We start from the raw sequence: 22857 nt of genomic DNA, 5'->3' as shown, positions 1-22857 counted from the left end.
CCGGAATTTGAAAACCCGTATATTGGAATTTGTTTTTAAATTCGGCTGTGTTCCTACGTCATATTCCTTTTCTAAAGGCTGTATTGTTCCACAGCATTACGGCATACGGAGGCCCTCAGGGCCATCTTGCCATGATGCTCAAAACTTTCGTGCAACAACGTAAAGATGTTACGGAAGAGGAGCTGATGGAATATAATGCCTTCTGCCAGTTGCTGCCGGGCGCCTCCTCTACGCAAACGCTTACACTGATAGGTTATAAACGGGGCGGCGTAACACTGGCAATTGCCACCCTGCTCATATGGATCACGCCCGCTTGCCTGCTCATGGGCTCCCTGAGCTTTTTACTCCAGTATTTTGATAAAAAAGCGCTGAATGTAGACATCTTTAAGTTCGTACAGCCTATGGCGGTAGGTTTCCTGGCTTATGGCGGCCTGCGGGCTTACCGTATCAGTATCCGTAATGCGGCTACTTTTGGAATTATGCTGGTGGCCATGGTGGCATTACTGTTCCTGAAATCACCCTGGACTTTCCCTTCCATGATCATATTGGGCGGCATTGTATCCAACTTCAGTAATAAACGTATCCCCGGCTCTACAGAAAAGCCTAAGAAAATACAATGGACCAACCTGTGGTTGTTTGCCCTGCTGTTTGTACTGGCGGGCGTTTTCTCCGAGTTGGCCCGTACGCATAACTGGATCACGCGCAGGCCCTTTAACCTTTTTGAGAACTTTTACCGTTTTGGCAGCCTGGTATTTGGCGGTGGCGATATGTTGATAGCCATGATGCTGGAACAGTATGTGACCCGCGCCAAATCCCAGTTCATGACGGCAGAAGAGCTGCTGACCGGCGCCGGTATCATGCGGGCCATGCCGGGGCCTACTTTTTCTATGTCTGCCTACGTAGGCGGTATGGTTACAAGGAACCTGGGAATGGGCTATCAGTTCCTGGGCTGTATGCTGGCGCCTATTGCCATATTCTTACCCAGTTTGCTGCTGGTGCTGTTCTTCTTCCCTATCTGGCACAATCTTAAAAAATATGTGGTGATCTACCGGGCATTGGAGGGCATTAATGCGGTGGTGGTGGGCATTATGTGGGCAGCTACGTTTATGCTGTTCTTTGCCATACCAACCAGCTGGCCCAATGTGCTGCTGATGATCAGCACCCTGGCCCTGCTAACCCTTACGGAAATACCTTCTCCGTTTATTGTACTGGCCTGTTTATTACTAGGCTGGTGGCTGTGACAGCCGTTTTAGTTAATGTTATATTCCTTGATCTTGTTGTAGAGTGTTGTTAACCCTATCTCCATTAGTTCCGCGGCTTTGGTCTTATTGCCTTTTGTGTAGGCCAGCACTTTCATGATATGCAGCTTCTCCATACTGGCCAGGCTCAGAGAGGTGGCATCGGCGGCTTGCTGGTTCCACTGGAAATCCAGGGGCAGTACGCCTTCGTCCAGCAGGTCCGTATCAGAGAGGATCACGGCGCGCTCTATTACGTTGCGCAGTTCGCGGATATTGCCCTTCCAGGTATGCTGCTGTAAAGCCTGTGAAAAACCCGGGGTCATACCGCTTACCCTTTTATTAAGCTTAGGGCCCAGCTGTTGTATAAACCAGGCTGCCAGCAGGGGAATATCCTTTTTACGTTCATTCAGGGAGGGTAGTTGGATCTGGAAGGCAGACAAGCGGTAGAAAAGATCTGCGCGGAAATGGCCGGCGCCTATCTCTGTTTCCAGGTTACGGTTGGTGGCCGCAATGATACGTACATCCGTTTTAGTGGGCACTGCTTCGCCCACACGATAAAACTCCTGTGATTCCAGTACGCGTAGTAGCTTGGCCTGCAGTTCCACCGGCATTTCGCCTATCTCATCCAGGAAAATGGTGCCGCCCCGGGCTTCTTCAAAAAAGCCTTTACGGTCTCTGGCTGCGCCGGTAAAAGCGCCTGCTACATAACCAAACAATTCACTTTCCAGGATCTCTTTACCAAAAGCGCTGCAGTTCACGGCTACAAAAGGCTGTTGTTTACGGCGGCTGCCCTGGTGAATGGCCTGCGCAAATACCTCTTTGCCGGCGCCGGTCTCGCCCAGCAGTAATACCGTAATATCTGCCGGCGCTACTTTTTCCGCCAGCGCAATGGCCGCCTTTACGGCCGTAGATTCGCCAATAATATTATCAAAGCTGTATTTGCCGCCTATCTTCTTTTCCAGGTCGCGTACGCGGTATTGCAGCACGGCCTTATCCATGGCCTTACTTACCAGGGGCAGCACACGGTTATTATCATCGCCTTTGGTAATGTAGTCAAAAGCGCCGTTTTTGATAGCCTGTACGCCATCTGCGATATTACCGTAAGCGGTTAAAACAATGATCTCTGTTTCCGGATGTTTGCTTTTAATGGTCTGTGTGAGCTCCACCCCGTTACCATCCGGCAGCTTAACATCAGACAGCACTACCTGGATCTCTTCTTTTTCCAGGAGCTTAAGGGCAGCGCGCACATTAGGCGCTTCGTGCAGGGTATAACCTTCCAGCGATAGTAAACGGCTCAGCAGCTTTCGCAGCTGGTCCTCATCATCAATAATCAGAATATGACCTTTAGGCATAGCGCAAAGGTAATTACGAATTATCAATTACGAATTACGAATGGGGTAGTCAGTCGTTCCGTTGTAATTCGTAATTGATAATTTGTAATTGATTAGTCTTCGCCAGCGGTTTTCTGATTACGCTTAAAATACATGGAACCCATCAAGGCGGCCAGCAGGCCTACAATGCCATTGGAGAAAAATACATTACTGATCAGGAATACCCAGAAATTGCGGGGCATATCTACGCCCTGGGGGCTGCCTCCTTCGTTCATCAGGGAACCGCTGGGGGGATTGGCTTGTATGATAAAGTGGAAGATGAGGGAGAAGACCGTTAGTACTACCGTTACAACAAGGGTGATACGTAAACCTACGGAGAATAATTCGCGCTGGGTAACATGATCATGGTGCTGGCGGTTATAATGCCAGATGGCGAATAATACGCCCAGGAACAGCACCAGGTTCACGAAATAACCCGTCCATAACGCGGCATATACATTAGACACATAAAAAATGACCGTCAGCACTAGTGAAATAATTGAAATAACAATACTATACCAGAAACCGACTTTTACAGGGTGATGATGATGTATTGTAGCCATAACTCAATTATTTAAATTGTTCTACACTACTTTATATTTTACAATTACTATTCCACATCTGCCTTTGCCAGCTCCTCTATTTGCCGGATCACTTTTTTGAGATCATTTTTCTCCTTTTGTACAGGTTGCCACAGATCCCCTTTTTCCTGGATACGCTCCAGGGTATTAAAAATATTATAGTCGGCTATATTCAGCTTTTCATTCACCTCTTCCCATAATAAGGGGGTAGATACCGTGGCCCCTGGCTTGGGGCGCACCGCATAAGGCGCGGCCACTGTTTGCCCGCGGCTGTTCTGCAGAAAATCTATATATACTTTTTTCTTACGCTGCGCTTTGGCCCGTATAATACTGGTAGTGCGGGGTAATTGCTGATTTGTTTGCCGCGCAATATATTCGCCAAACAGGCGGCAGGTATCAAACGTGTATTTACCACCGGTGGGAATATAGATATGCAGGCCGGAAGCGCCGGAGGTCTTACAAAAACCGTTTATATTCAGCTGCTCCAATACGTCCTTAATGCAAAGGGCGGTTTCCACCACATATTTAAACGCAATATCTTCCGGGTCGAGGTCCATTACAAGGTAATCCGGGTTATCCAGATTGGCGGTGCGGGACAACCAGGGGTTCGCCTCAATACATCCCAGGTTGATCATATAAGCCAGTGTAGCTTCGTTATTGCAGATCATATAATCCACATCCTTACCCGTAGAGGCGGCATGCAGAGGAATTGTCCTGATCCATGCCGGCGTGGTATCAGTATCCAGGTCTTTATGGTAGAAACTGCTGCCTGTTATCCCATTGGGAAAACGGTGCAGACTCAGGGGCCGGTCTTTCAGATAGGGTAGCAGGTATTGGGCTACGGACAGGTAATAATCTATCAGCTGGCCTTTGGTGATATTTTCCTTTGGCCAAAAGATCTTTTGCTGATTGGTGAGCGTTACTTCCTTGCCATTCAGTTTCATGGTACGCTCTTTTTCCATAGGCGCCGCCGTGGCACTTGTAGCTTTGGTGGCCTTGGTAGTCTTGCCAGTCTTAGTGGTCTTAGCTGTGGCAGTCTTAGCGGTTTTAGCCATATGTAATGATTTAGCGGTTTCCTGATGTACTTCCTGTACAGGCTTGTCTTCCCGCAGGCCCAATAAAATGGGCTGCCGCATGATACCACCCTCTGTCCAGGAAGAGAATTTTACTTCGCATACCAGCGCTGGCTTTACCCAGGTAACCGGTGTATTTGTCTTTATCTTTTCTTTGAACACCGGCGTGTCCCGGCGCAGGGGCTGGAGTTTTGCATACAGCATATCTATCATATCCCCAGTCAGCCCGCCACCGCAATGCCCCACGTATCTGAGCTGCTCTTTATCGTCCATTACGCCCAATATTAATGCGCCCAGTTTTTTGCGGCTGCCGCGTGGCTCCGTATACCCGCAGATGATGGTTTCCTGCTGGGCCAGTACTTTCATCTTTAGCCAGTTCATAGTACGCCGGTTCTCTTCGTATACGCTATCTGCTTTCTTGGCAATAATGCCTTCCCAGATTTTGGAGGCGGCTTTTTTGTATAATTTCTCACCGTCCTTCATTACGTGCGCAGAGTAGATCACCACCGGATCATCCAGTTGTTTTACTACTTCCTGCAGCAGCTCTTTCCGTTCTGTTAAAGGCATATCCAGCAATTCCCGGCCATTCAGGTACAGCAGGTCAAATACCATATAAACACATTTGCCTTTGCCGGTGGTCTTATAATTCTGTAATGCCTGAAAGTCTGATATGCCTTTGTTATTGAGCACGATCACCTCTCCGTCCAGTACCACACTGTGCGAAATTTTCTCTACGGCGTTTACGATTGTCGGATAATCTTTGTTAAAGGAGATGTGATTACGGGAATACAGGTCCACCTTGCCTTTCCGCACATCGGCGATAGCACGGTAGCCATCCCATTTGGGCTCAAACAGCCATCCTTCGCGGCTAAACGGCGCGTCTACCAGGGTGGCCATGGTGGGTTTATATCTTCTTGCGGGAGCTGCTTTTAGCTTTGCGCTGGACGGGACTTTTTTTTTAGCAGCCGCCTCGGGCTCAGCGGCGCGTTTTGAAGTAGCACGCTTTGCCGTGGTGGCGCTTTTACGCGTAGTGCTGGGGGAGCTTCCTTTTTCTGCTTCCTTGAATTTAAGACCTTTTTCAATTACGCGTTTAGGCGTAAGGTCTTCGCTGTTGTACTCCTCTTTTACTGCATATCCATCCTTATGTTTTAAGAGCAGCCAGGAATTATCTTCCCGGTTCTTCATCTTCACCAATGCGAACTCTCCTTTCAGCTTTTTGCCGTACATACGTATTTTCAGGTCGCCTTCCTTTATCTCTTTCAGCGCTGTTTTATCAAAGTCCTTCCCATCCGCACGCAGCAGGTCAAAGCTGCCTTTATCCCATATGTACACAGTACCCGCGCCGTAATTGCCTTTGGGTATCTCCCCTTCAAAATCCTTATAGTCATACGGGTGATCTTCTACCTGCATGGCCAGTCTTTTATCTGCGGGGTTCAGGGAAGGTCCTTTGGGCACGGCCCAGCTTTTTAGCACGCCGGCTACCTCCAGCCTGAAATCGTAATGGATACGGGAAGCGTGGTGGCGCTGGATCACGAATATATGTTTCCCTTTAGTGGACTTTCCTCCTTTTGGCTCTGCTGTTTCCTTAAAGTTCCGTTTCTTATGATAAGTGGTTAAACTCATGAGGCGCGTTTTTTATTAGTAGTACGACCGCCGCCACCCAGGCTGGCCTTCAGCTGATCAAACAGGTCATCGCTTTTGGTATGTACGATCTTCATTTTCTTCACGGTGCGGCGTTTACCACTGGCTTTAGCCTTGATGATCTTTATGAGCTCTGCGGTATATTCATCCTTATACTGGCTGATATCGAAAGCGGTGGTATATTGTTTTACCAGCTCCTCCGCCATATCCAGCTCTTTTTTGCTCACTTTTGTACGGCTGTCCGGCAGCGATAGATCATCCGGCGCACGCAGCTCCTGCTCAAAACGTAACTGCTGTAATAACAGGTAATTTTCCCGCGGGCGTACCACGGCCAGGTGCTCCTTGGTACGTAGCACAAAGCGGCTCAAGCCTGCCTTCCCTGTTTTCTGCAGGGTTTTCAGCAGCAACTCATAGGCTTTGGCGCCGCCTTTTTCCGGCTCAATAAAGTACGGGGTCTCAAAATAGATATCATCTATTTCCTCTTCCTGTACAAAGGCCTCTATTTCTATGATCTTGCTTTTCTTTGGGCTGGCTTCCTCAAAATCCTCATCTTCTACTATCACATATTCATCGTTGTATAAATATCCCTTTACGATCTGTTCCCAGGCCACCTCTTTGCCGGTGTTTTCATTCACCCGCTGATAGCGGATGCGGGCATGGTCTTTCTTATCCAGCATATCCAGGTCCAGCCGGCTTTCTTGTATAGCGCTGTACAATTTAACCGGGATATTTACCAGCCCGAAACCGATGGATCCTGACCAAATTGCTCTCATAGTTTAAATGATTAAAAGGTGATTGATTAGTTATGTCTATTTTCCAGTTTCGCTATGTGGCGCATCTACCGGTTTGGATTCCGGAGAGCCTTTTTGCCGCAGATAAATAGATAAAAAAACGATGGCGGCTACGGAAAGAAATTCGCTTTGCCAGTTCTGGAATGACTCGAACCAGAACCGTTTATTGACCAGATATTGTGCTATGGATGCGATGGGCTTGCCCATAGCCAGCTGTTCTACATTATAGTCGCCCCTGCTGCCCTTAAAATGTAACACAAATGATACCATAAATAGCAGGAAAAAGGCCAGGCTCAGGGAGTGTTTGTAGAGGCTTAGCCAAACGCCGCCTTTTTTAACCGGCCACGGCGCATCCGGATGGGGCCTGGGCTCCCGGTCCACCTCCTCCGGCTTATCCAGGTCCTTGGACTCTGCGGAACCTTTTTGTCTTAACCAAACCGTTAACCACACATAAGCCGCCATCTGGAGAAACTCACTTTCCCAGTTCTCAAAAGTGGCTTCCAGGAAATGGTTGCTTGTCAGATAAGACAAAAAGGTGATAGCCGCCCCACCTTTTTCCGTTAATTCCTCATTATGTTCCTGCCAGCCGGTATACGCCTGCCCACCCAAGGCCAAGATTAGTAATGACAGGAATACAATGGTAAGCCCATTCCGGTAAAACATTGAGTGCCGGCGATTTGCAGCGTTTTCCATATAAACAATTTTGAAGCTCTGTTAAACTTTACAAAGAGAATGCCGGTGGCATAACTTTTGGAATTTATACGGTAACTAAAACCCTTTTGTTATGCAAGACAAACCAGGCGAAATGACAACGCTTTCCCAGGTAATGGAAAAGATGAGACATAAAGGTTATGACCATGAATTTAAAATGAGCGATCACGGTAGGATGCAATCTGCAGAAAGCCAAAAAGTATACAATCCGGACGATCTGAAGATCGTACGTACCTTCCGTTTTGAAGGAGAATCCGACCCTGCCGATTCCAACATTTTATATCTAATGGAGGACAAGGAAGGAGAAAAAGGATACGTGCTGGACGCTTACGGCATGTACAGCTCACATGAAGAAAGCGGGTTTGATGATTTTATCAAGAAGATCCCGGTAGAAGACAGGGAAGAGCAGGAACTTTTTTAATGTGCTGATGTGCTAATATGCCAATGTGCTAATGAAAATGCAATAATTACTCAATTTGCATCCATTGGCACCTTAGCATATTAGCACATTTTCACATTTTTTACCGTTTCTTTTTCAGAAAAGCCATCAGCACCCGTTCGTCATTACGCAGTTCTCCTTTTGCGGGTTGCTGGCGCTTCTCCCGGATCTGTTGTAAATAGGGTTCCAGCGTGCCCTGCTCGTAGGCCTCAATTATCCTTGGATGCACATAATACTTCTTACATACTGCCCTTGTATTGCCCAGTTTACACGCAACCCCATCCATCACTGTCACAATATTTCGTTTACAGGCCGTGGCCGTGTCAAATGGGTCCATATCCGCCAGCAGGTTCAGCGCATGTACGGTGCCTGACCAGGTCCGGAAATCTTTACAGGTAAAATCTTCGCCGCTACATTCCTTCAGGTACTCATTCACCTCGCCGGAATCCAGGCCTTTATGCTCACCCTGCTCATCGTAGTATTGGAAAAGCTCTTGTCCGGGAATATCCTTTACCTGGCGCAGCAATTTTGCGAGGGTAGCGTGTTTTAGGGTGATCTTCTGTTCCACTCCTTTTTTACCCCTAAAATGGAAGAACAAGGTATTACCGTTGATCTTCACATGCTGGTTGCGTAAGGTGGTCAACCCGTAAGAACCATATAATTTTTCGTAAGAAGCATTGCCCACCCGGATGGTGGTTTCCTGCATAACGCTAAGGGCGAGGGAGATCACTTTTTCCTTATTCATGGCTCTTTTCCGAAGCCCTGCCCGGATGCGTTTGCGGATCTGAGGCAGTTTCTCCCCAAAATGTAGCAGGCGATCATATTTGGTTTCATTACGCACCTGCATCCAGGTGGCATGGTACCGGTACTGACGGCGGCCCATGGCGTCTGTACCAACGGCCTGTAAATGGCCATTAGCGTACGGGCAGATCCATACCTGCTCCCAGGCGGGGGGCAGTACCAGTTTCCGGATGCGCTCCAGGATGGCCTCGTCCGTGATCTTTTTGCCATCCGCGTCTGTATAATATACGCCGGCGCCGTTTTTCAGCCGGGTAAAGCCCGGCATAGTTGCCCGCACATAGCGCAGGCGGGCCGCTTTGGCGGCTTCCATTACGTCTATAACGATAGTATTTTCCATGGTCTTATCCATTCACAATCTCTCCTCCATTAGGGTGCAGTATCTGCCCGGTGATATAACTGGCGTCATCGCTGGCCAGGAATACATAACAGGGGCCTACCTCTGACGGTTCTCCGGCCCGCTTAAGGGGCACGTCCGTCCCAAACTTCGACACTTCTTCCGCTTTAAAAGTGGCGGGTATCAGGGGCGTCCAGATAGGGCCCGGCGCTACGCCATTTACCCGTATGCCTTTTTCCGCCAGTGCGGAAGACAGGGAGCGGGTAAAGCTTACAATAGCGCCTTTGGTAGCGGAATAATCGATCAGGTGGCTGCTGCCGCGATAGGCGGTTACAGAAGTGGTATTTATGATGCAGCTGCCTTTGGCCAGGTGTGGCAAGGCCGCTTTAGTAAGGTAAAAATGCGAAAAGATATTGGTGGCAAATGTGCGTTGCAGCTGATCCGCGGTAATATCTTCCAGGCGGGCCTGGGGGTACTGCACGGCGGCATTGTTCACCAGTATATCCAGCTGACCAAATTTCTTAAGCGTTTGGTCGATGATACGCTGGCAGTGTTTTTCCTTAGATACATCCCCGGCTATCAGCAAGGCTTTGCCACCCCGCTCCTCTACCAGTTCCTGGGTTTTACGCGCATCCACCTCCTCATCCAGGTAGGCGATCACCACATGCGCGCCCTCCTCTGCAAAGGCCACCGCTACGGCGCGTCCTATGCCGCTATCCCCGCCGGTAATAACGGCAACCTTGCCCAGCAGGCGGCCGCCTAATGGCTTAGAAGGCTTTGCATATTCCGGTTCCGGGCGCATTTTAGCTTCAATACCCGGCTGTTTTTTCTGATGCTGGGGTGGGCGTACGGGTTTTTTCTTAGAAGATTTCTGCATAATGCGGTAGGCTTTATCATTACTTAATGGCGAGCCGGATCTTCCTTTTCACCTTTCACGGCCTCACTGTTTATTTTAGTGCCCTGCTGCCTGAAATACTGGTAGCAGCTATGCATGATCTGCAAGGCATATTCCTGCGCCACCTCTTCCGGCTCATGGGCTACGGGCACTATTTTCTGCGCCATAACGGTCTGTCCCCGGCAGGTGATAGCAAAGAATGCAAATGGCTCATGTATGTCCATTTCCGGGGCCGGCGCTGCATAACCTGTTACCGCAATACCTACATTGCAGTTAAACAGGTGGCAAACACCCAGGGCCATTTGTATGGCTACCTCCTGGGATACGGCGTTACAGGCCAGGGCATGAATAGGTTCCACCTGCAGGTGCTTTGTCTTTTGTCCTGTATTATAGGTGGTAATGCCACCCTGGAAGAACTGCGCCCCGCCGGTGGCTTTGCTAAATAATAGCTGCAGCCTGCCGGAGGTAACGCTTTCCGCTACTGCCAGGGTTAGACCGTTAGCCAGGCAATGGTCATGTATATAGTTAATTTCAGCATCCATGCCGGGTAGATTATGATTTAAAAAGGCCTCCGACATAAGCAATGCAGAGGCCTTAAAGGTTTACCTACAATAAGATGAACGGCATTTATTCTGCAGCGGCTTCTTCATTGATAGAAGATTCCGCGATCTGTGTAAGCATCTGATCTGCCTCCTTTTCCTCGCCCAACGTCTGTTCCAGCAAGGAAACCACTTCGCTTTGGCCCATCTTATTGGCCAGGGCCCGCAGGCTGCCATAAGCGGCTATTTCGTAGTGTTCTATCTTCTGGGATGCGATAATAATACCTGCGTCCCTTACGGCAGTGTCTTCTTCCGTATCTTCTACTACGGTCTGTCCTTCAGCTATCAATCCTTCCATAGCTTCACATTTTTTAGCGGCAGCTTTGGCGCCCATCATTTCAAAGATCTGTTCTACCCGGGCTACATGCTCCTTGGTAATTTCTACGTGCTCGCCAATAGCTTCCGCCAGCTCTTCTGAAGTAGCGGCTTTCTGCATTTTGGGCAGGGCTTTTACCAGGTGTTTCTCTGCCCAGTAAATGTCTTTTAATTCGTCCATGAAAAGCGTATGGAACTTGGACTGAGGTTCTGCGTTGCCTTTACTCCTGGTGGCAGTAGCAGGTCTGGATGACCTGGAGGCAGTTGTTTTTGTTTTTGTGGTACCAGCCATATTTAATGTTTTTTAAGCGTTGAAAAAATAGGTCTTCTGTTTACTTACCCTGCTTTTTATCTTGCGGATTGGCAGGGCTACGTTTTATTTCGCGTTCGGGTATTTCGTCTGGAATATCTTGTTTATCCGGTGTTTGCTGTGAAGGGTTCTTCTTGTTATCATCTTTAGCAGGCATCTGTTGCTTCCCCGGCTGCTTTTGCGTTGGATGTTTATTCACATCCTTGTCCTGATGCTGTTTCATAGTTTATTAAAGTTTAGTGAAACAATGTGTATACAGTAACAGTGCTTTTATGAAAACAAAGTTCATTCCATTAGCAAACCGGTGAAAACGGATTTGCGGATACGTGTCTGCGTAAGAGGTAAACCATCGTTAAAATCGTCCGAAATGCCCGTCATTGCTGTAGAAATCAATTTTCACTATGTGGAAATTCTTGCCCGGCGTAAGTTTTAAATTATTTAGTTTCATAGAGATGTAGTAAATTAGATGGCTCCAGAGTCATCCCTTTTTTTCGATCGAAACATGCATAATCCGGTACAACGAAAAATACGCCTGGGCTTTTTTATAGCTTTCTCTGTTATTATCGCAGCTTCGTTTTTCTCTTATCTTGTTACGAAAAACCTGCTGGATAATGCGACCAGGCTGAACCATACCATAGAGGTCTCCAAACGTCTGGAAACTATCATCAAGCAATTAAAGGACGCGGAAGCGGCCATACGTGGCTTTAACCTTACTAAGGACAGCGCCTTTCTGCACCCTGATATGGGGGAGCGGAGCAACCGGATAGCGAACGAATACGCCGCTTTACGCCATATTACCACCGATAGCCAGCGGCAGCAACGCCACCTGGATACCCTTAAAACATTGCTGGACATCAAATACAAACAGCTGAAGCTAGGCGCCCATAGCGACACGCCTAATGGCGAAAAACGGTCCGTAACGGAAGGGGAAAAAGTAATGGACCGTATAGAGCAGAAGGTGGATGACATGATGCATATAGAGGATACCCAGCTGCATGAAAAAGCGGAGCTGTTCCGCTTCTTCTCCGTACTATGGGTGCCGGTGATCTTCATCTCCTCGCTGGTAGCCATCCTGATCGGCATTTACTCCTATGTTACCCTCACCAAGGAATTTAAGCTGCAGCTGCATATAGAGTCCAAACTAAAGTCCTATCAGCGCGACCTGCAACAGAACATCATGCTGCTGAATAAAAGCAACCAGGAACTGGAACAGTTTGCCTATGTAGCCTCGCATGACCTGCAGGAGCCCCTGCGCAAGATCTCCACTTTCAGCGACCGGTTGCAGATAAAATACCGGGACCAGCTGCCCCCGGACGCCTCCCAGCTGTTAGACCGGATGGTGCTTGCCGTATCCCGTATGCGGGTACTTATCAATGACCTGCTGATGTTTTCCCGGGCCGGGCGCATTGCCCCGGAAAGTATTACGGAAGTGGATATGAGCGCGCTGCTACAGAATGTGCTCAGCGACCTGGAAGTAGCCCTGCAGGAAAAGAATGCCGTAGTACATGCCGCGCAACTGCCGGTAATAGAAGGTAATATCACCAATTTCCAGCAGCTGTTCCAGAACCTGCTGACCAATGCCATCAAATTTGCCCATACCGGCCGCCAGCTGGAGATCAATATCAGCTACCAGATATTGAACGGCAAAGACATCACGGTAGTAAAAGAAAACCGCTGGGACGAGCAATTCTGCCGGATCTGTATAGAGGATAACGGTATTGGGTTTGACCAGGCCTATGCGGAGCGTATTTTCCTCATTTTCCAGCGCCTGCACGGTATCAGCGAGTACTCCGGTACCGGCATTGGGCTGGCCATCTGTAAAAAGATCGTTGACAGCCACCAGGGCTTCATCCAGGCCTATGGTTACCCCAATAAAGGAGCCACCTTTGTAATTATCTTACCGCTAAAACAAAAAAAATGATGCAAAACATGCCAGCCGGAAAGTTTAGCATTCTAATTGCAGATGATGACGCGGATGACCGGGAAATGCTGAAGGCGGCATTTGAGGAAAGTAATATTGGGCACAACATTAAATTTGTAGAGAATGGAGAAGAACTATTGCGGTATCTGAAAAGAAAGGGCAGCTATGCGGACGATCTGCGGCATCCACTACCCCAGATCATACTGCTGGACCTGAATATGCCAAAAAAAGACGGTAGGGAAGCCTTAAAGGAGATCAAGACAGACAATTACCTGAAGCGCATTCCCGTTATCGTATTAACCACGTCCCAGGAAGAGAAGGATGTAAAAAAAAGCTATGAACTGGGCGTGAACAGTTTTATCATAAAACCTGTCACTTTCCGCAAATTGGTGGAGTTTACCCAAACACTGTGGAAATATTGGTTTGAATTTGTTGAATTGCCAAACTTGCACACATAATCATGACGGATCAACCGATACATATCCTGATGATCGACGATGACGAGGACGATTTTTTCCTTGTAAATGAGTTATTACAGGATATTTCCCCCGGCCAGTACCAGCTGGACTGGGCATCTACCTACGCCCTGGGTGTAGAAGAGATAGGCCGCAAAGCCCATGATATTTACCTGGTGGACTACCGCCTGGGACCTTACACCGGTATTGATATCCTCCACCATTTTCAACAGCTGCGGTATAAAGCCCCGGTGATCGTATTGACCGGTAAAGGGGATTATACCATAGATAAGGAAGCCATGATGGCCGGCGCCTCTGATTACCTGGTAAAAGGCGAGATCAGCGCTGACCTGCTGGAAAGGAGCATCCGTTATGCGCTGGATGAAATGAACCACCTGCGTACCCTGGCGGAAAGCGAGAAGAAATATTACGGCGTATTTGAGAAGGCGCATGACCTGATACTGCTGGCGGACTGCGATAAGAACATCATTGACGCCAACCCCGCTGCATTAAGGACCCTCCAGTACGAGAAAGACGATATATTGTATATGAACCTGAAGAACCTGTTCCTGTTTGAGGAGCAGTACCGGCATTTCTTTGAACAGATCTTCGGGGAAGACGGCTGCGGCCCTTCAGAATACAATTTCGTGACCAAAACGGGCAAAAAGCTGGATGTAATGGTGAATGCCGTTATGCTGGACGCCGCCGCCCAGATCTTCCTGTGCGTAGTGCAGGATATTACAGAAAAGAAAAGGGAGGAGCAGGAAAAACAACAACAGCAGAAGTTTGTGATCACCGGCCGTATTGCGCGGGTAATAGCCCATGAGGTGCGTAACCCGCTTACCAATATCCTGCTGGCGGTAAGCCAGTTTAAACTGGAGCCCACAGCCGCCACAGAAGACAGCCAGCTGTATACTGATATTATCGAAAGGAACTGTATACGCATTAACCAGCTGATCACAGAGCTGCTGCACAGCACCCGTATGATAGAGCTGCACATACAGCAGCACGGCATTAACGAGCTTACGGAAAAAGCATTGGTACTGGCGCAGGACCGCCTGCAGCTGAACGAGATAAAAGTGGAGAAACAATTCTCAGAACCGGATGTAATGATACCTGCTGACGCGGAAAAAGTGGAGATCGCCCTGCTGAATATTATCATTAACGCCATAGAGGCCATGACGCCCGGCCAGGGTGAACTGGAGATCTACACCACCCGCAATAATGATAAGGCCATTATACAGATCCGCGATAACGGGCCTGGTATCCCGGAGGATATGAAGGCCAAACTTTTTGACCCTTTCTTTACCAGCAAGCCTAAAGGCAGCGGTTTAGGGCTTACCAGCACGCAGAATATCATCATTAACCACAAAGGGAATATTCATGTGGATAGTGAGCCGGGCAGGGGTACCACCTTTAGCATCATATTACCCACCAACTAATAAAAAAAGTGCAGATGTACGATCATTAAGATCAACATCTGCACTTTTATATATCCTTCAGACTAGTCTTGCATCTTCTCTTCCGTATTATCGATAGCTTCCTCCACAGAATGGGACTCCCTCATATCAATACGGCGTTTGGTTTCATCTGCCAGCTTGCAATAGTACTTATGCAATACATCCAGTTCCTCTTCTGAAAGGTCCTCTGCCACGATCAGCCGGTTGCTGGCGGAACGGTTGGCGGCAATCAGCTCATTCAGCTTTAGTTGCACGGATTTGGACTCTTTATTCTGGGATTTCTGGATCACAAATACCATCAGGAAAGTGATGATGGTGGTGCCGGTATTGATCACCAGCTGCCAGGTATCGGAAAAGCCAAAAACAGGGCCTGTTACGGCCCATAAGATAATTACGCCCAATGCGGTACAAAATGCCCAGGCAGAACCGGTAGCATAAATGACCTGGCTGGAAAAGCGCTCAAAAAAGCCGGCTACTCCTCCCCTTTTCTTATTTTCCGGCGGTTGTTGAGTTAACTCTTTCTTTTTCATTCCCAGCGCATTCAATAATTTATATTCAGCAGCCGCAGTTTGTTGTACAAGGTTTTACGGTCTATGTTCAACAGCTGCGCAGCCTTTGTTTTGTTATACTTCACCTCTTTGAGCACGTTAATGATCTTGTTGTATTCCGCCTGCAAGGCTACGGTCTTCAGATCATTATCGTTGGCAATGGCTGCCAGTTCGCTTACATGGTCTTCCTCAAAGCTTTGGGTAAACGCTTCTTTCATTTCCAGCGGCAGGGCGGTCATGGTAATATCCTGGTGCTCCGGCGTAAGCAGGCAGGCCCGGCGTATCACGTTCTTAAGCTCCCGGATATTGCCTGGCCAGGAATACTTCTGGAAGCATTCCCACACCTCTGCAGTGATCTTGCCGCAGTTTTTCTGCAGCTCTTTCTCTACCTGAGCAATAAAGGAATTCACGAACAGGGGCAGGTCTTCCTTACGTTCGCGCAACGGCGGAATGTAAATGGTAAACTCGTTAAAACGGTGGAAAAGATCTTCGCGGAAGCGGCCTTTTTGTACGGACTCAGACAGCTTTTCATTGGAGGCGACAATAATGCGCACATCCACCGGTATTTCCTTCAGGCTGCCTACGCGGCGTATTACTTTTTCCTGTATTACGCGTAACAGGGCCACCTGGATGTCGTAAGACAGGTTGGCCACTTCGTCCAGGAAGAGGGTACCGCCATGCGCCTGTTCAAAGGCCCCTATTTTGGTATTGATAGCGCCTGTAAAGGAGCCTTTTTCGTGTCCGAATAGCTCACTGGCCGCCAGTTCTTTGGAAAGGCTGCCACAATCCAGCGCCACGAAGGGCTGGGAGCTTCTTTTACTATGATGATGGATGAGATGTGCTACAGACTCTTTACCGGTACCGGTTTCCCCAAACACGATCACGCTGTAATCTGTGGGGGCTACCAGTTTTATCTGGCGGAACAGCTCTGTAGCGCCGCTGCTTTCGCCGTATACGTATTTGTTAGTTTTATCCAGCATTTCGGATACCGGGGCCTTGCCATCGTTCTGAGGAACGCTGCTACTGCCACCCGTTTGCGGTTGGGATACCACATGTATGCTTTCCCTTTCGCTTTCCGCATCCAGGTGGGCAAATGCTTTATGTACCAGGTTCAGTATTTCATCGGGGTATAATGGTTTGGACAGGTAATCGTAAGCGCCGTTCTTTACCATTTCCACTGCCACGCGCACATCTGTATATCCTGTTATGATGATAACAATGGTACGGGGGTTCAATTGCCTGATATCCTGTAAGAGCTGGGCGCCGTCAGTATCCTTGAGACGATAATCACACAGTACGAGGTCGTAAGGTTTTTCCTTCATCATTTTCAGGGCGGCATTCCCTGACATTGTGGTGTCTACCTTAAACCCATGTTTGCCGAGGAATTTGCTCAACAAAGTACAGATATTGATCTCATCATCTATGATCATTATATTTCTCATAATGGGTATGTATGATGTTGGCGATAAGCTTTTAAAGTTACGAATAAATTTACAGGGCGGCTAAATTTTAACATCATTCATTAGCTCGTCCAGATTCTTTACACTAAAGGGTTTGGCCAGAAAAAAACTGGCGCCCGCATTGAGTGCTTTTTGTTTTTCCATACCATTATCATAGGCGCTGATCGTGATCACCCGGAGGTTTGGACATTTCTTCTTTATGACTGGTAATGCTTCTAATCCGGAACCATCCGGTAAGTGAATATCCAGGAAAAGAATATCCGGCTGCTGGCGTTGTATATACTGAAGTCCTTCCCGTAGTTCGTGTACATATTTTACATTATATCCAAGCTTAACTAAACTCATCTGCAACAACCGGCATATGTCTGGTTCATCATCTATGATCAGGATAAACGCCCCTTTCATGTTTTCAGTTGAGACTAAGTCTGACACCAGACTCGATCCCTGTTTTCTGTGTTGTAACATACTTGTGTTTATTCCATTGTTCCATTAATAACCTGGCAATCAGGTAACAAACACTCGATTCGGCGCCTTGATTCTGATTGACGTTGTTTTTCTCTAAACCGTCGTAACAGCCGTATGTAAGTGGGTTATATATCAACTGTTTCAGGTGGTTATTGCCAAGGTACCAGCTAAACGCCAGCCGCATTTTTTCCATGTAGGCGTGGTTGCCTGTAACCTGGAAAAAGGTGTGCAGGGTTAGCATGGTATAAGCTACTTCGATAGATTGTTCTCCTCCTTCAGCAGTAACATCGTCATTTGTGTGCTTATGATACCATGTTTTGTTACTGATCACTTTCATGTAATTGTCCGTAAATGTTTTGCTGCACAGGAAGTCCAGGCTTTCCCGGGCTATTTGCAGCCAGGCGGTATTGCCGGTTACCTGGTAGGCCATCATCATGGCTTCCGGCAGCACGGCGTTGCCGTAGGTCAGGTATGGCTCATACCATTTCCATTGCGCATCTGCCTCCAGCTGGTAGATCTTATGTAAACGGCCTGCCAGCGTGTGCAATATATCTTCTGCTATACCGCCGGGGCGGTATTGCATGTAGTAGTACAGTCCCTTGATGGCAAAAGCCATGGCGCGGGGCGAAGTTAGCGTTTCCAGCCAGTTAAAACAGGGCTGCAGGATCCGGTTGGCCTGCTGCACCAGCAGCGGAGGCAACTCCGCTTCCATTTGCAGGAGGTAACCCAGGGCCCATACGGCGCGCCCGTTCGCATCTTCCAGGTTTACCTCGTAATTCATAGGATCAAAGTACCCGCGCACGTTCACATAGTTCAGGAAACGCCCGGTAGGTTGCTGACAATATTCTATAAAATCGAGGTATTTATGGCAGAGCGAGTACACAAAACTGCTTTCCCGGGCATTGCTGACATACATACACATGGCTATCAGCGCACGGGCATTATCATCCAGGGTATACCCGGAGGAAGGGTCCGGCTGGTCGTGGCGGGAAAACTGTATCATTCCAAATTCGTCCGTCATACGGTCCATATGGTCCAGGTACGCCGGCGGCAGACTTGGTAGCAGCATATTTTTTTCGGCTAGTATCTCGTTGAACATGGACATATGGGCGATAGCCACATTATCCCAAATGGCGCTGCGCGTTTTTTCGATCGCATAACTGCTCATCCGCTTACGCAGCTCCGGATCACCTAACAGGCGTAAGGCGCATTGCGCCAGCTGTTCATGGCTGCCCATCTCTATCAGGTAGCCGCAACACTCGTCCAGCATTTCCCGGGCTTGTGAGAACGCCGTGCTCACAATGGGGCAACCGGCGCTCATAGCGTACAGAAAAGTACCGCTCACAGCCTGGTGGGGGTCCTTGGATGTAAAAAGGTAGATATCAGTTAAAGCCAGATAGTCCAGTAAGGTATCCAGGCTCAGATAAGAATTTACAAAACGTACATGCTCCTCTAGCCCTAATTCTGCTATCAGCTGCTCCAGGCGCTGGCGGTATTGTTCCCCTTCACGGGCCAGCACCACGGGGTGCGTTTTTCCCAGTATCAGGTACACCGTATCCGGAAACTGCTGTGCAATAGGCTGCATAGCCCGGATAGCTGTTTCCAGCCCCTTATTTTCGCTCAGGAGGCCAAAGGTGGTCAGCACCTTTTTGTTTTGCAGGCCGTACTGCTTTTTTAGCGCAGCCATATCTTCCGTAATACGGGCGTGCACCCCGTGTGGGATGTGCACGATCTTATCCGCCGGCAAGTGGTAAACAGACAACAGTATCTCTGCAGAGGTTTGCGTCATTGCGATGATCTTGCTGGCCAACGCCCCTATAATGCTCACTACCTTCAGACATTTAGCGTCCGGATAGGGCAATACGGTATGGAACCGTACTACAAAAGGTTTGTCCAGTAAGGAGAGCATGGCCAGCATATTATGCCCGTATTCGCCTCCATACAGCCCAAATTCATGCTCAAAACACACCAGGTCTATCTTTTCATCAGCATTTACCTGGTGGGCAAACTGGATACAACTATCAATATTGAATGGATCGACGACATATTTCACAGGCCCCTGTAAGGCAGCGGGCGCTTTGCCCGCCTCTGACAGCGCACAGATGTCGATCTTCAATTTCCCTGCAAAAGACTTGTGCAGCGAGTTTACCAGATCCTGGGCAAATGTGGCAATACCACACTCGCGCGGCGGAAAGGATGTAACAAAAAGCAAGGTCTTATTCAACATATTCACAATTTTTTTGCTGGTAGGTTCACTGCCCTATGCAGGACAAATTCTTTCAAATATCACTCCAACCGCGGCTGTATTGCCCTTCCACCGGTTTCACGGATCAGCTGATAAAAATGTGTGGAAATTATTCCACAATTTAACCGCCCGCTCCACAAATGAAACGGATACACTCATTTTGGCATGCAGGAATAAGATGACACTATTTCTTTTAGGGCGTTAACAGAAAATTCACTTTTAAATAAGGAGGAGCTTTTAGATTTGCGCCTGAGGTTGTGCAAGTACACGACCACCCCCATACCTACTATAGCAAAATCAAACGCTTATTATCATTTATTGGGACATTAAAAACACTACGCATGAGAAATCTGGCCTGTACTTTTAAAGTAAATGGCATTCCCAAGCGGGTATGCCTGAAAAAGATCGCCAAGGAAAGAAAATTCCGTGTGACAGTAGAAGGCGTACAAGCAGAGTATTCGTTAACAGAGGAGGATACTATTACGCCGGCAGATGATGTTCAGTTGCCCGACACTGCGCTCTTACCGCATATAGAGTGGATGATAAGGCATTACTTTATTAAGACCAAACAGCTCATATAACCGTTCCGGTTTGTTGTTAGCTGCCAAACGGCCGGGCCAAAGCAAAAGTCATGAACCAACCATTAAAATGACTTGCGGCCCGGCCTCTTTTTTACACAGAGATTTTACTCCGCTTTCCCGTTCTAAACAAATCCTTTTTCCAGGGCCAGGAACGCTTCTTCCGCATTGAGCTGCTCCCACAGGATGGCATATACGGCCCGTGCTACCGGCATATAAGCGCCTATTTCATGATTTATTTCAAATACGCATTTGCTGGCGTAGTAACCTTCCGCTACCATGTTCAGCTCCAGCTGGGCGGCTTTTACGCTGTATCCCTTGCCTATCATATTGCCAAAAGTACGGTTACGGCTATGCAGGGAGTAGCAGGTTACCAGCAGATCGCCCAGGTAGGCACTGGCGTTATAGTTATGCTGCATGACCGGCATATGGGCCGGGCCGGCCCAGGCGGTATATTTTTCCAGGAAATGCTGCATTTCCCGGAAGCTGTTGGTAATAAGCACACTCAGGAAATTATCGCCATAGTCCAGGCCATGGGCTATGCCGGCGCCCATCGCATAGATGTTCTTTAACACGGCAGCCAGCTGCACGCCCATCACATCATTATTTACCGTGGTTTGCAGGTAGCTGTTGGTAAAAAGATCCGCCACTTTTTGCGTGGCGTCTGTATTTACCCCTGAGAAGGTAAGATAAGAGAGCTTTTCATTGGCCACCTCCTCTGCATGGCAGGGGCCTGTAATGGTAAAATATTGCTCCATCGGCAAGCCAAAGCCATCTTCCAGGAATTCGTTGATGAACAGATTACTCTGGGGCACCAGGCCTTTGATGGCGGAGATCACCTTTTTATGCTGTAATGCATCGGGCGGCAGCACCTGCAGTACCTCTTCCAGGAAGGCGGAGGGTACGGCCAGCACCAGCAGGTCGCTATTTGCGACCACCTGCTGCAATTGGCTGCTTAACTGTAACTGATGGGTATCGAAATATACGGAGGTGAGATAATGTTTGTTATGATGGCGTTGCTGCATATGGCGGATGGTATCTTCGCTCCGGATCCACCAATGTACCTGCTGCCCGTTGTCTGTTAGTATTTTCGCCAGGGCGGTAGCCCAGCTACCACTGCCGATAATGCCTGCTCTCATAATAGTTACTGGTTGCCAGTTATTAGTCATTAGTAATTGGCGCGAATATATACATAATATCCGCTTCGTTTACTAACAACTAACTGTCAGGGACTGGCTATCGCCTATTATTTTGTGCCTTCAAACAACTGTGCGGCGGGTACTACCTTTACCTTTTTACCGGTCTTAAGATCGCGGGAAACAGCGGCATAGGGGGCGCTTACCACCTGTTCGCCAGGTTGCAGGCCGGAGAGGATCTCGATGTTATTATCATCCTGGATGCCGGTCTTTACTTCCACCTGTTTTACGGTATTGTCCTTCTGTAGTACAAATACCACTTCTTTGGTGTCTTTGGCTGCCGGGGCAGTGGTTTCCACCTGGTCGCCTTCCTGGCCTTTTTTCCGGTCGGCGGCTGCTTTGGCGGTTTCTGCCTCGCGCGTAGTTACCGCGTTAATAGGGACAGACAACACCTTTGATTTGCGGCGGGTTTGGATATCCACGCTAGCGCTCATACCCGGGCGGAAGGGGAAGTTCTTGGGTTGGGAAGGATCTATCAGATCCTGGTAACTGCTATTGAGTATGCGGATGTGTACAATATAGCTGGTCACCTGCTCCGCGGAGGAGGTGGTACCGGTAGCGCTGGCAGTAGCCGCACCCTTGCTGGAGCTGGCTATCTGGGTAACGATACCTTTAAACTGGCGGTTGGAGTACGCGTCTACTTCTATGACAGCGGTATCGCCGTATTTCACGCGGGGAATATCGTTCTCCCCTACATCTACCTGCACTTCCATTATGTTCAGGTCTGCTATGCGCATGATCTCCGTACCGGTCATCTGCAGGGTGCCCACTACGCGCTCCCCTTTTTTAACCGGGAGCAGGGATACGATGCCGTGCATAGGAGAAACGATGGTGGTACGGCCCAGGTTCTTATTGGCTTCTGTAAGTCCGGCCTGTGCGCTGGCTACGGCATATTTATAACTATTTACCTGCTCTACGGCTGCATTATAATCTGCCAGTGCGGAACGGTAGGCAGATTCTGCGGTCTCAAATTCACTTTTGGATACTACTTTCTGTGCAAACAGCTCTTTGGTACGGTCATATGCGGCTTTGTACTGCTCCAGCTTGGCCTTGTAGGCGTGCAGGGAGGCGGCGGTATTGGCCATCTGCGCCTGCGACTGGCTAAGGGCAGCCATCGCCTTATCCCGCTGGGAGCCGTAGATATCTGCATAGATACGCACCAGCACCTGGCCTTTCTTTACAGAATCACCTTCCAGTACAGGCAGGTCTACAATTTCGCCGGATACATCGGAGCTAACCTTTACTTCTATCTCAGGATAGATCTTACCGGTGGCAGCCACCACCTCGATAATATCCTTATCGGCCGCTTTATCCACGGCTACCTTGGCGCCTTCATCCTTACCTATCACACCAGATGCTTTCAGTACGATTAAAAGTAAAATGAATGCTACCAGACCTCCTAATACCCAAAAAAGTGTCTTTTTCTTCATA

22 protein-coding genes are annotated in these 22857 nt (G+C 48.5%); 6 read left to right on the top strand and 16 right to left on the bottom strand.

What is annotated here, in order from left to right; translation table 11 throughout:
- Positions 1 to 47 precede the first annotated feature (47 nt).
- A complete protein-coding gene (chrA, locus tag F0L74_RS04630) occupies positions 48 to 1241 on the top strand; it encodes a chromate efflux transporter (protein ID WP_149836644.1) in 1194 nt (397 codons plus the stop codon).
- 8 nt (positions 1242 to 1249) lie between these two features.
- On the opposite strand, the gene F0L74_RS04625 is transcribed toward chrA, so the two are convergent.
- The 5 genes from F0L74_RS04625 to F0L74_RS04605 form a co-directional block, all read right to left on the bottom strand.
- On the bottom strand, positions 1250 to 2590 hold the full coding sequence (locus tag F0L74_RS04625) for a sigma-54-dependent transcriptional regulator (protein WP_149836643.1): 1341 nt from the start codon (positions 2588 to 2590) through the stop codon (positions 1250 to 1252).
- A gap of 92 nt (positions 2591 to 2682) precedes the next feature.
- Positions 2683 to 3171, bottom strand: a complete 489-nt coding sequence (locus tag F0L74_RS04620; RefSeq protein WP_149836642.1) for a hypothetical protein — start codon at positions 3169 to 3171, stop codon at positions 2683 to 2685.
- A 47-nt stretch (positions 3172 to 3218) separates the two neighbouring features.
- The gene (ligD, locus tag F0L74_RS04615; protein WP_149836641.1) at positions 3219 to 5885 is read right to left on the bottom strand and encodes a DNA ligase D; all 2667 of its coding nucleotides are present in this window, start codon (positions 5883 to 5885) and stop codon (positions 3219 to 3221) included.
- Positions 5882 to 6676: a non-homologous end joining protein Ku gene (ku, locus tag F0L74_RS04610; protein ID WP_149836640.1), complete on the bottom strand. Its 795-nt coding sequence runs from the start codon at positions 6674 to 6676 to the stop codon at positions 5882 to 5884. Before ku ends, ligD begins: the two co-directional genes overlap by 4 nt.
- Positions 6677 to 6712: 36 nt before the next feature.
- Positions 6713 to 7387 carry a DUF6766 family protein gene (locus tag F0L74_RS04605; protein WP_188315859.1) on the bottom strand — a complete coding sequence of 225 codons (675 nt, stop codon included), beginning with the start codon at positions 7385 to 7387 and terminating at the stop codon, positions 6713 to 6715.
- 91 nt (positions 7388 to 7478) lie between these two features.
- On the opposite strand from F0L74_RS04605, the gene F0L74_RS04600 reads away from it, so the two are divergent.
- Positions 7479 to 7826: a hypothetical protein gene (locus F0L74_RS04600; protein WP_149836639.1), complete on the top strand. Its 348-nt coding sequence runs from the start codon at positions 7479 to 7481 to the stop codon at positions 7824 to 7826.
- Between the two features lie 100 nt (positions 7827 to 7926).
- On the opposite strand, the gene F0L74_RS04595 is transcribed toward F0L74_RS04600, so the two are convergent.
- The 5 genes from F0L74_RS04595 to F0L74_RS04575 all read right to left on the bottom strand — a co-directional run bounded on the left by F0L74_RS04595 (position 7927) and on the right by F0L74_RS04575 (position 11321).
- Positions 7927 to 8982, bottom strand: coding sequence for a DNA topoisomerase IB (locus F0L74_RS04595; RefSeq protein ID WP_149836638.1), 1056 nt, complete (start codon positions 8980 to 8982; stop codon positions 7927 to 7929).
- A 4-nt stretch (positions 8983 to 8986) separates the two neighbouring features.
- A complete protein-coding gene (locus tag F0L74_RS04590) occupies positions 8987 to 9856 on the bottom strand; it encodes an SDR family oxidoreductase (protein WP_149836637.1) in 870 nt (289 codons plus the stop codon).
- A 23-nt stretch (positions 9857 to 9879) separates the two neighbouring features.
- Entirely contained in the window at positions 9880 to 10416 is a 537-nt protein-coding gene (locus F0L74_RS04585) for a CinA family protein (RefSeq protein WP_188315858.1), read from the bottom strand.
- A gap of 85 nt (positions 10417 to 10501) precedes the next feature.
- Positions 10502 to 11080 (bottom strand): YciE/YciF ferroxidase family protein, encoded by a 579-nt coding sequence (locus F0L74_RS04580; RefSeq protein WP_149836635.1) that lies wholly within the window; start codon positions 11078 to 11080, stop codon positions 10502 to 10504.
- Between the two features lie 40 nt (positions 11081 to 11120).
- Positions 11121 to 11321, bottom strand: a complete 201-nt coding sequence (locus F0L74_RS04575; protein WP_149836634.1) for a hypothetical protein — start codon at positions 11319 to 11321, stop codon at positions 11121 to 11123.
- 279 nt (positions 11322 to 11600) lie between these two features.
- Between F0L74_RS04575 and F0L74_RS04570 the strand changes: the two genes are divergently transcribed.
- From F0L74_RS04570 to F0L74_RS04560, 3 genes are read left to right on the top strand one after another with little or no spacing between them, the layout of a single operon-like run.
- Positions 11601 to 13019, top strand: coding sequence for a sensor histidine kinase (locus F0L74_RS04570; protein WP_188315857.1), 1419 nt, complete (start codon positions 11601 to 11603; stop codon positions 13017 to 13019).
- Positions 13016 to 13477, top strand: coding sequence for a response regulator (locus F0L74_RS04565; protein WP_149836632.1), 462 nt, complete (start codon positions 13016 to 13018; stop codon positions 13475 to 13477). The genes F0L74_RS04570 and F0L74_RS04565 overlap by 4 nt, the downstream gene beginning before the upstream one ends.
- A gap of 2 nt (positions 13478 to 13479) precedes the next feature.
- Positions 13480 to 14916: a hybrid sensor histidine kinase/response regulator gene (locus F0L74_RS04560; protein ID WP_149836631.1), complete on the top strand. Its 1437-nt coding sequence runs from the start codon at positions 13480 to 13482 to the stop codon at positions 14914 to 14916.
- Between the two features lie 62 nt (positions 14917 to 14978).
- Here the strand turns inward: F0L74_RS04560 and F0L74_RS04555 are convergent, their stop codons facing one another.
- Genes F0L74_RS04555 through F0L74_RS04540 form a run of 4 tightly spaced genes read right to left on the bottom strand, consistent with a single transcriptional unit; the run spans position 14979 to position 19634 of the window.
- Positions 14979 to 15464: a low affinity iron permease family protein gene (locus tag F0L74_RS04555; RefSeq protein WP_149836630.1), complete on the bottom strand. Its 486-nt coding sequence runs from the start codon at positions 15462 to 15464 to the stop codon at positions 14979 to 14981.
- A gap of 11 nt (positions 15465 to 15475) precedes the next feature.
- Positions 15476 to 16924: a sigma-54-dependent transcriptional regulator gene (locus F0L74_RS04550; protein WP_149836629.1), complete on the bottom strand. Its 1449-nt coding sequence runs from the start codon at positions 16922 to 16924 to the stop codon at positions 15476 to 15478.
- 60 nt (positions 16925 to 16984) lie between these two features.
- Positions 16985 to 17407, bottom strand: coding sequence for a response regulator transcription factor (locus F0L74_RS04545; protein WP_149836628.1), 423 nt, complete (start codon positions 17405 to 17407; stop codon positions 16985 to 16987).
- A complete protein-coding gene (locus F0L74_RS04540; RefSeq protein ID WP_149836627.1) occupies positions 17352 to 19634 on the bottom strand; it encodes a glycosyltransferase in 2283 nt (760 codons plus the stop codon). Before F0L74_RS04540 ends, F0L74_RS04545 begins: the two co-directional genes overlap by 56 nt.
- A 359-nt stretch (positions 19635 to 19993) precedes the next feature.
- Here F0L74_RS04540 and F0L74_RS04535 point away from each other — a divergent pair, with 359 nt between their 5' ends.
- Positions 19994 to 20233: a hypothetical protein gene (locus tag F0L74_RS04535; protein ID WP_149836626.1), complete on the top strand. Its 240-nt coding sequence runs from the start codon at positions 19994 to 19996 to the stop codon at positions 20231 to 20233.
- A 122-nt stretch (positions 20234 to 20355) separates the two neighbouring features.
- Here the strand turns inward: F0L74_RS04535 and F0L74_RS04530 are convergent, their stop codons facing one another.
- A complete protein-coding gene (locus tag F0L74_RS04530) occupies positions 20356 to 21369 on the bottom strand; it encodes an NAD(P)H-dependent glycerol-3-phosphate dehydrogenase (protein ID WP_149836625.1) in 1014 nt (337 codons plus the stop codon).
- A gap of 107 nt (positions 21370 to 21476) precedes the next feature.
- Positions 21477 to 22856 (bottom strand): efflux RND transporter periplasmic adaptor subunit, encoded by a 1380-nt coding sequence (locus tag F0L74_RS04525; protein ID WP_149836624.1) that lies wholly within the window; start codon positions 22854 to 22856, stop codon positions 21477 to 21479.
- Position 22857 lies beyond the last annotated feature (1 nt).

The sequence above is a fragment of the Chitinophaga agrisoli genome (assembly GCF_008386695.1).
GTDB lineage: Bacteria > Bacteroidota > Bacteroidia > Chitinophagales > Chitinophagaceae > Chitinophaga > Chitinophaga agrisoli.
This window is presented reverse-complemented; position numbering and strand designations above follow the sequence as displayed.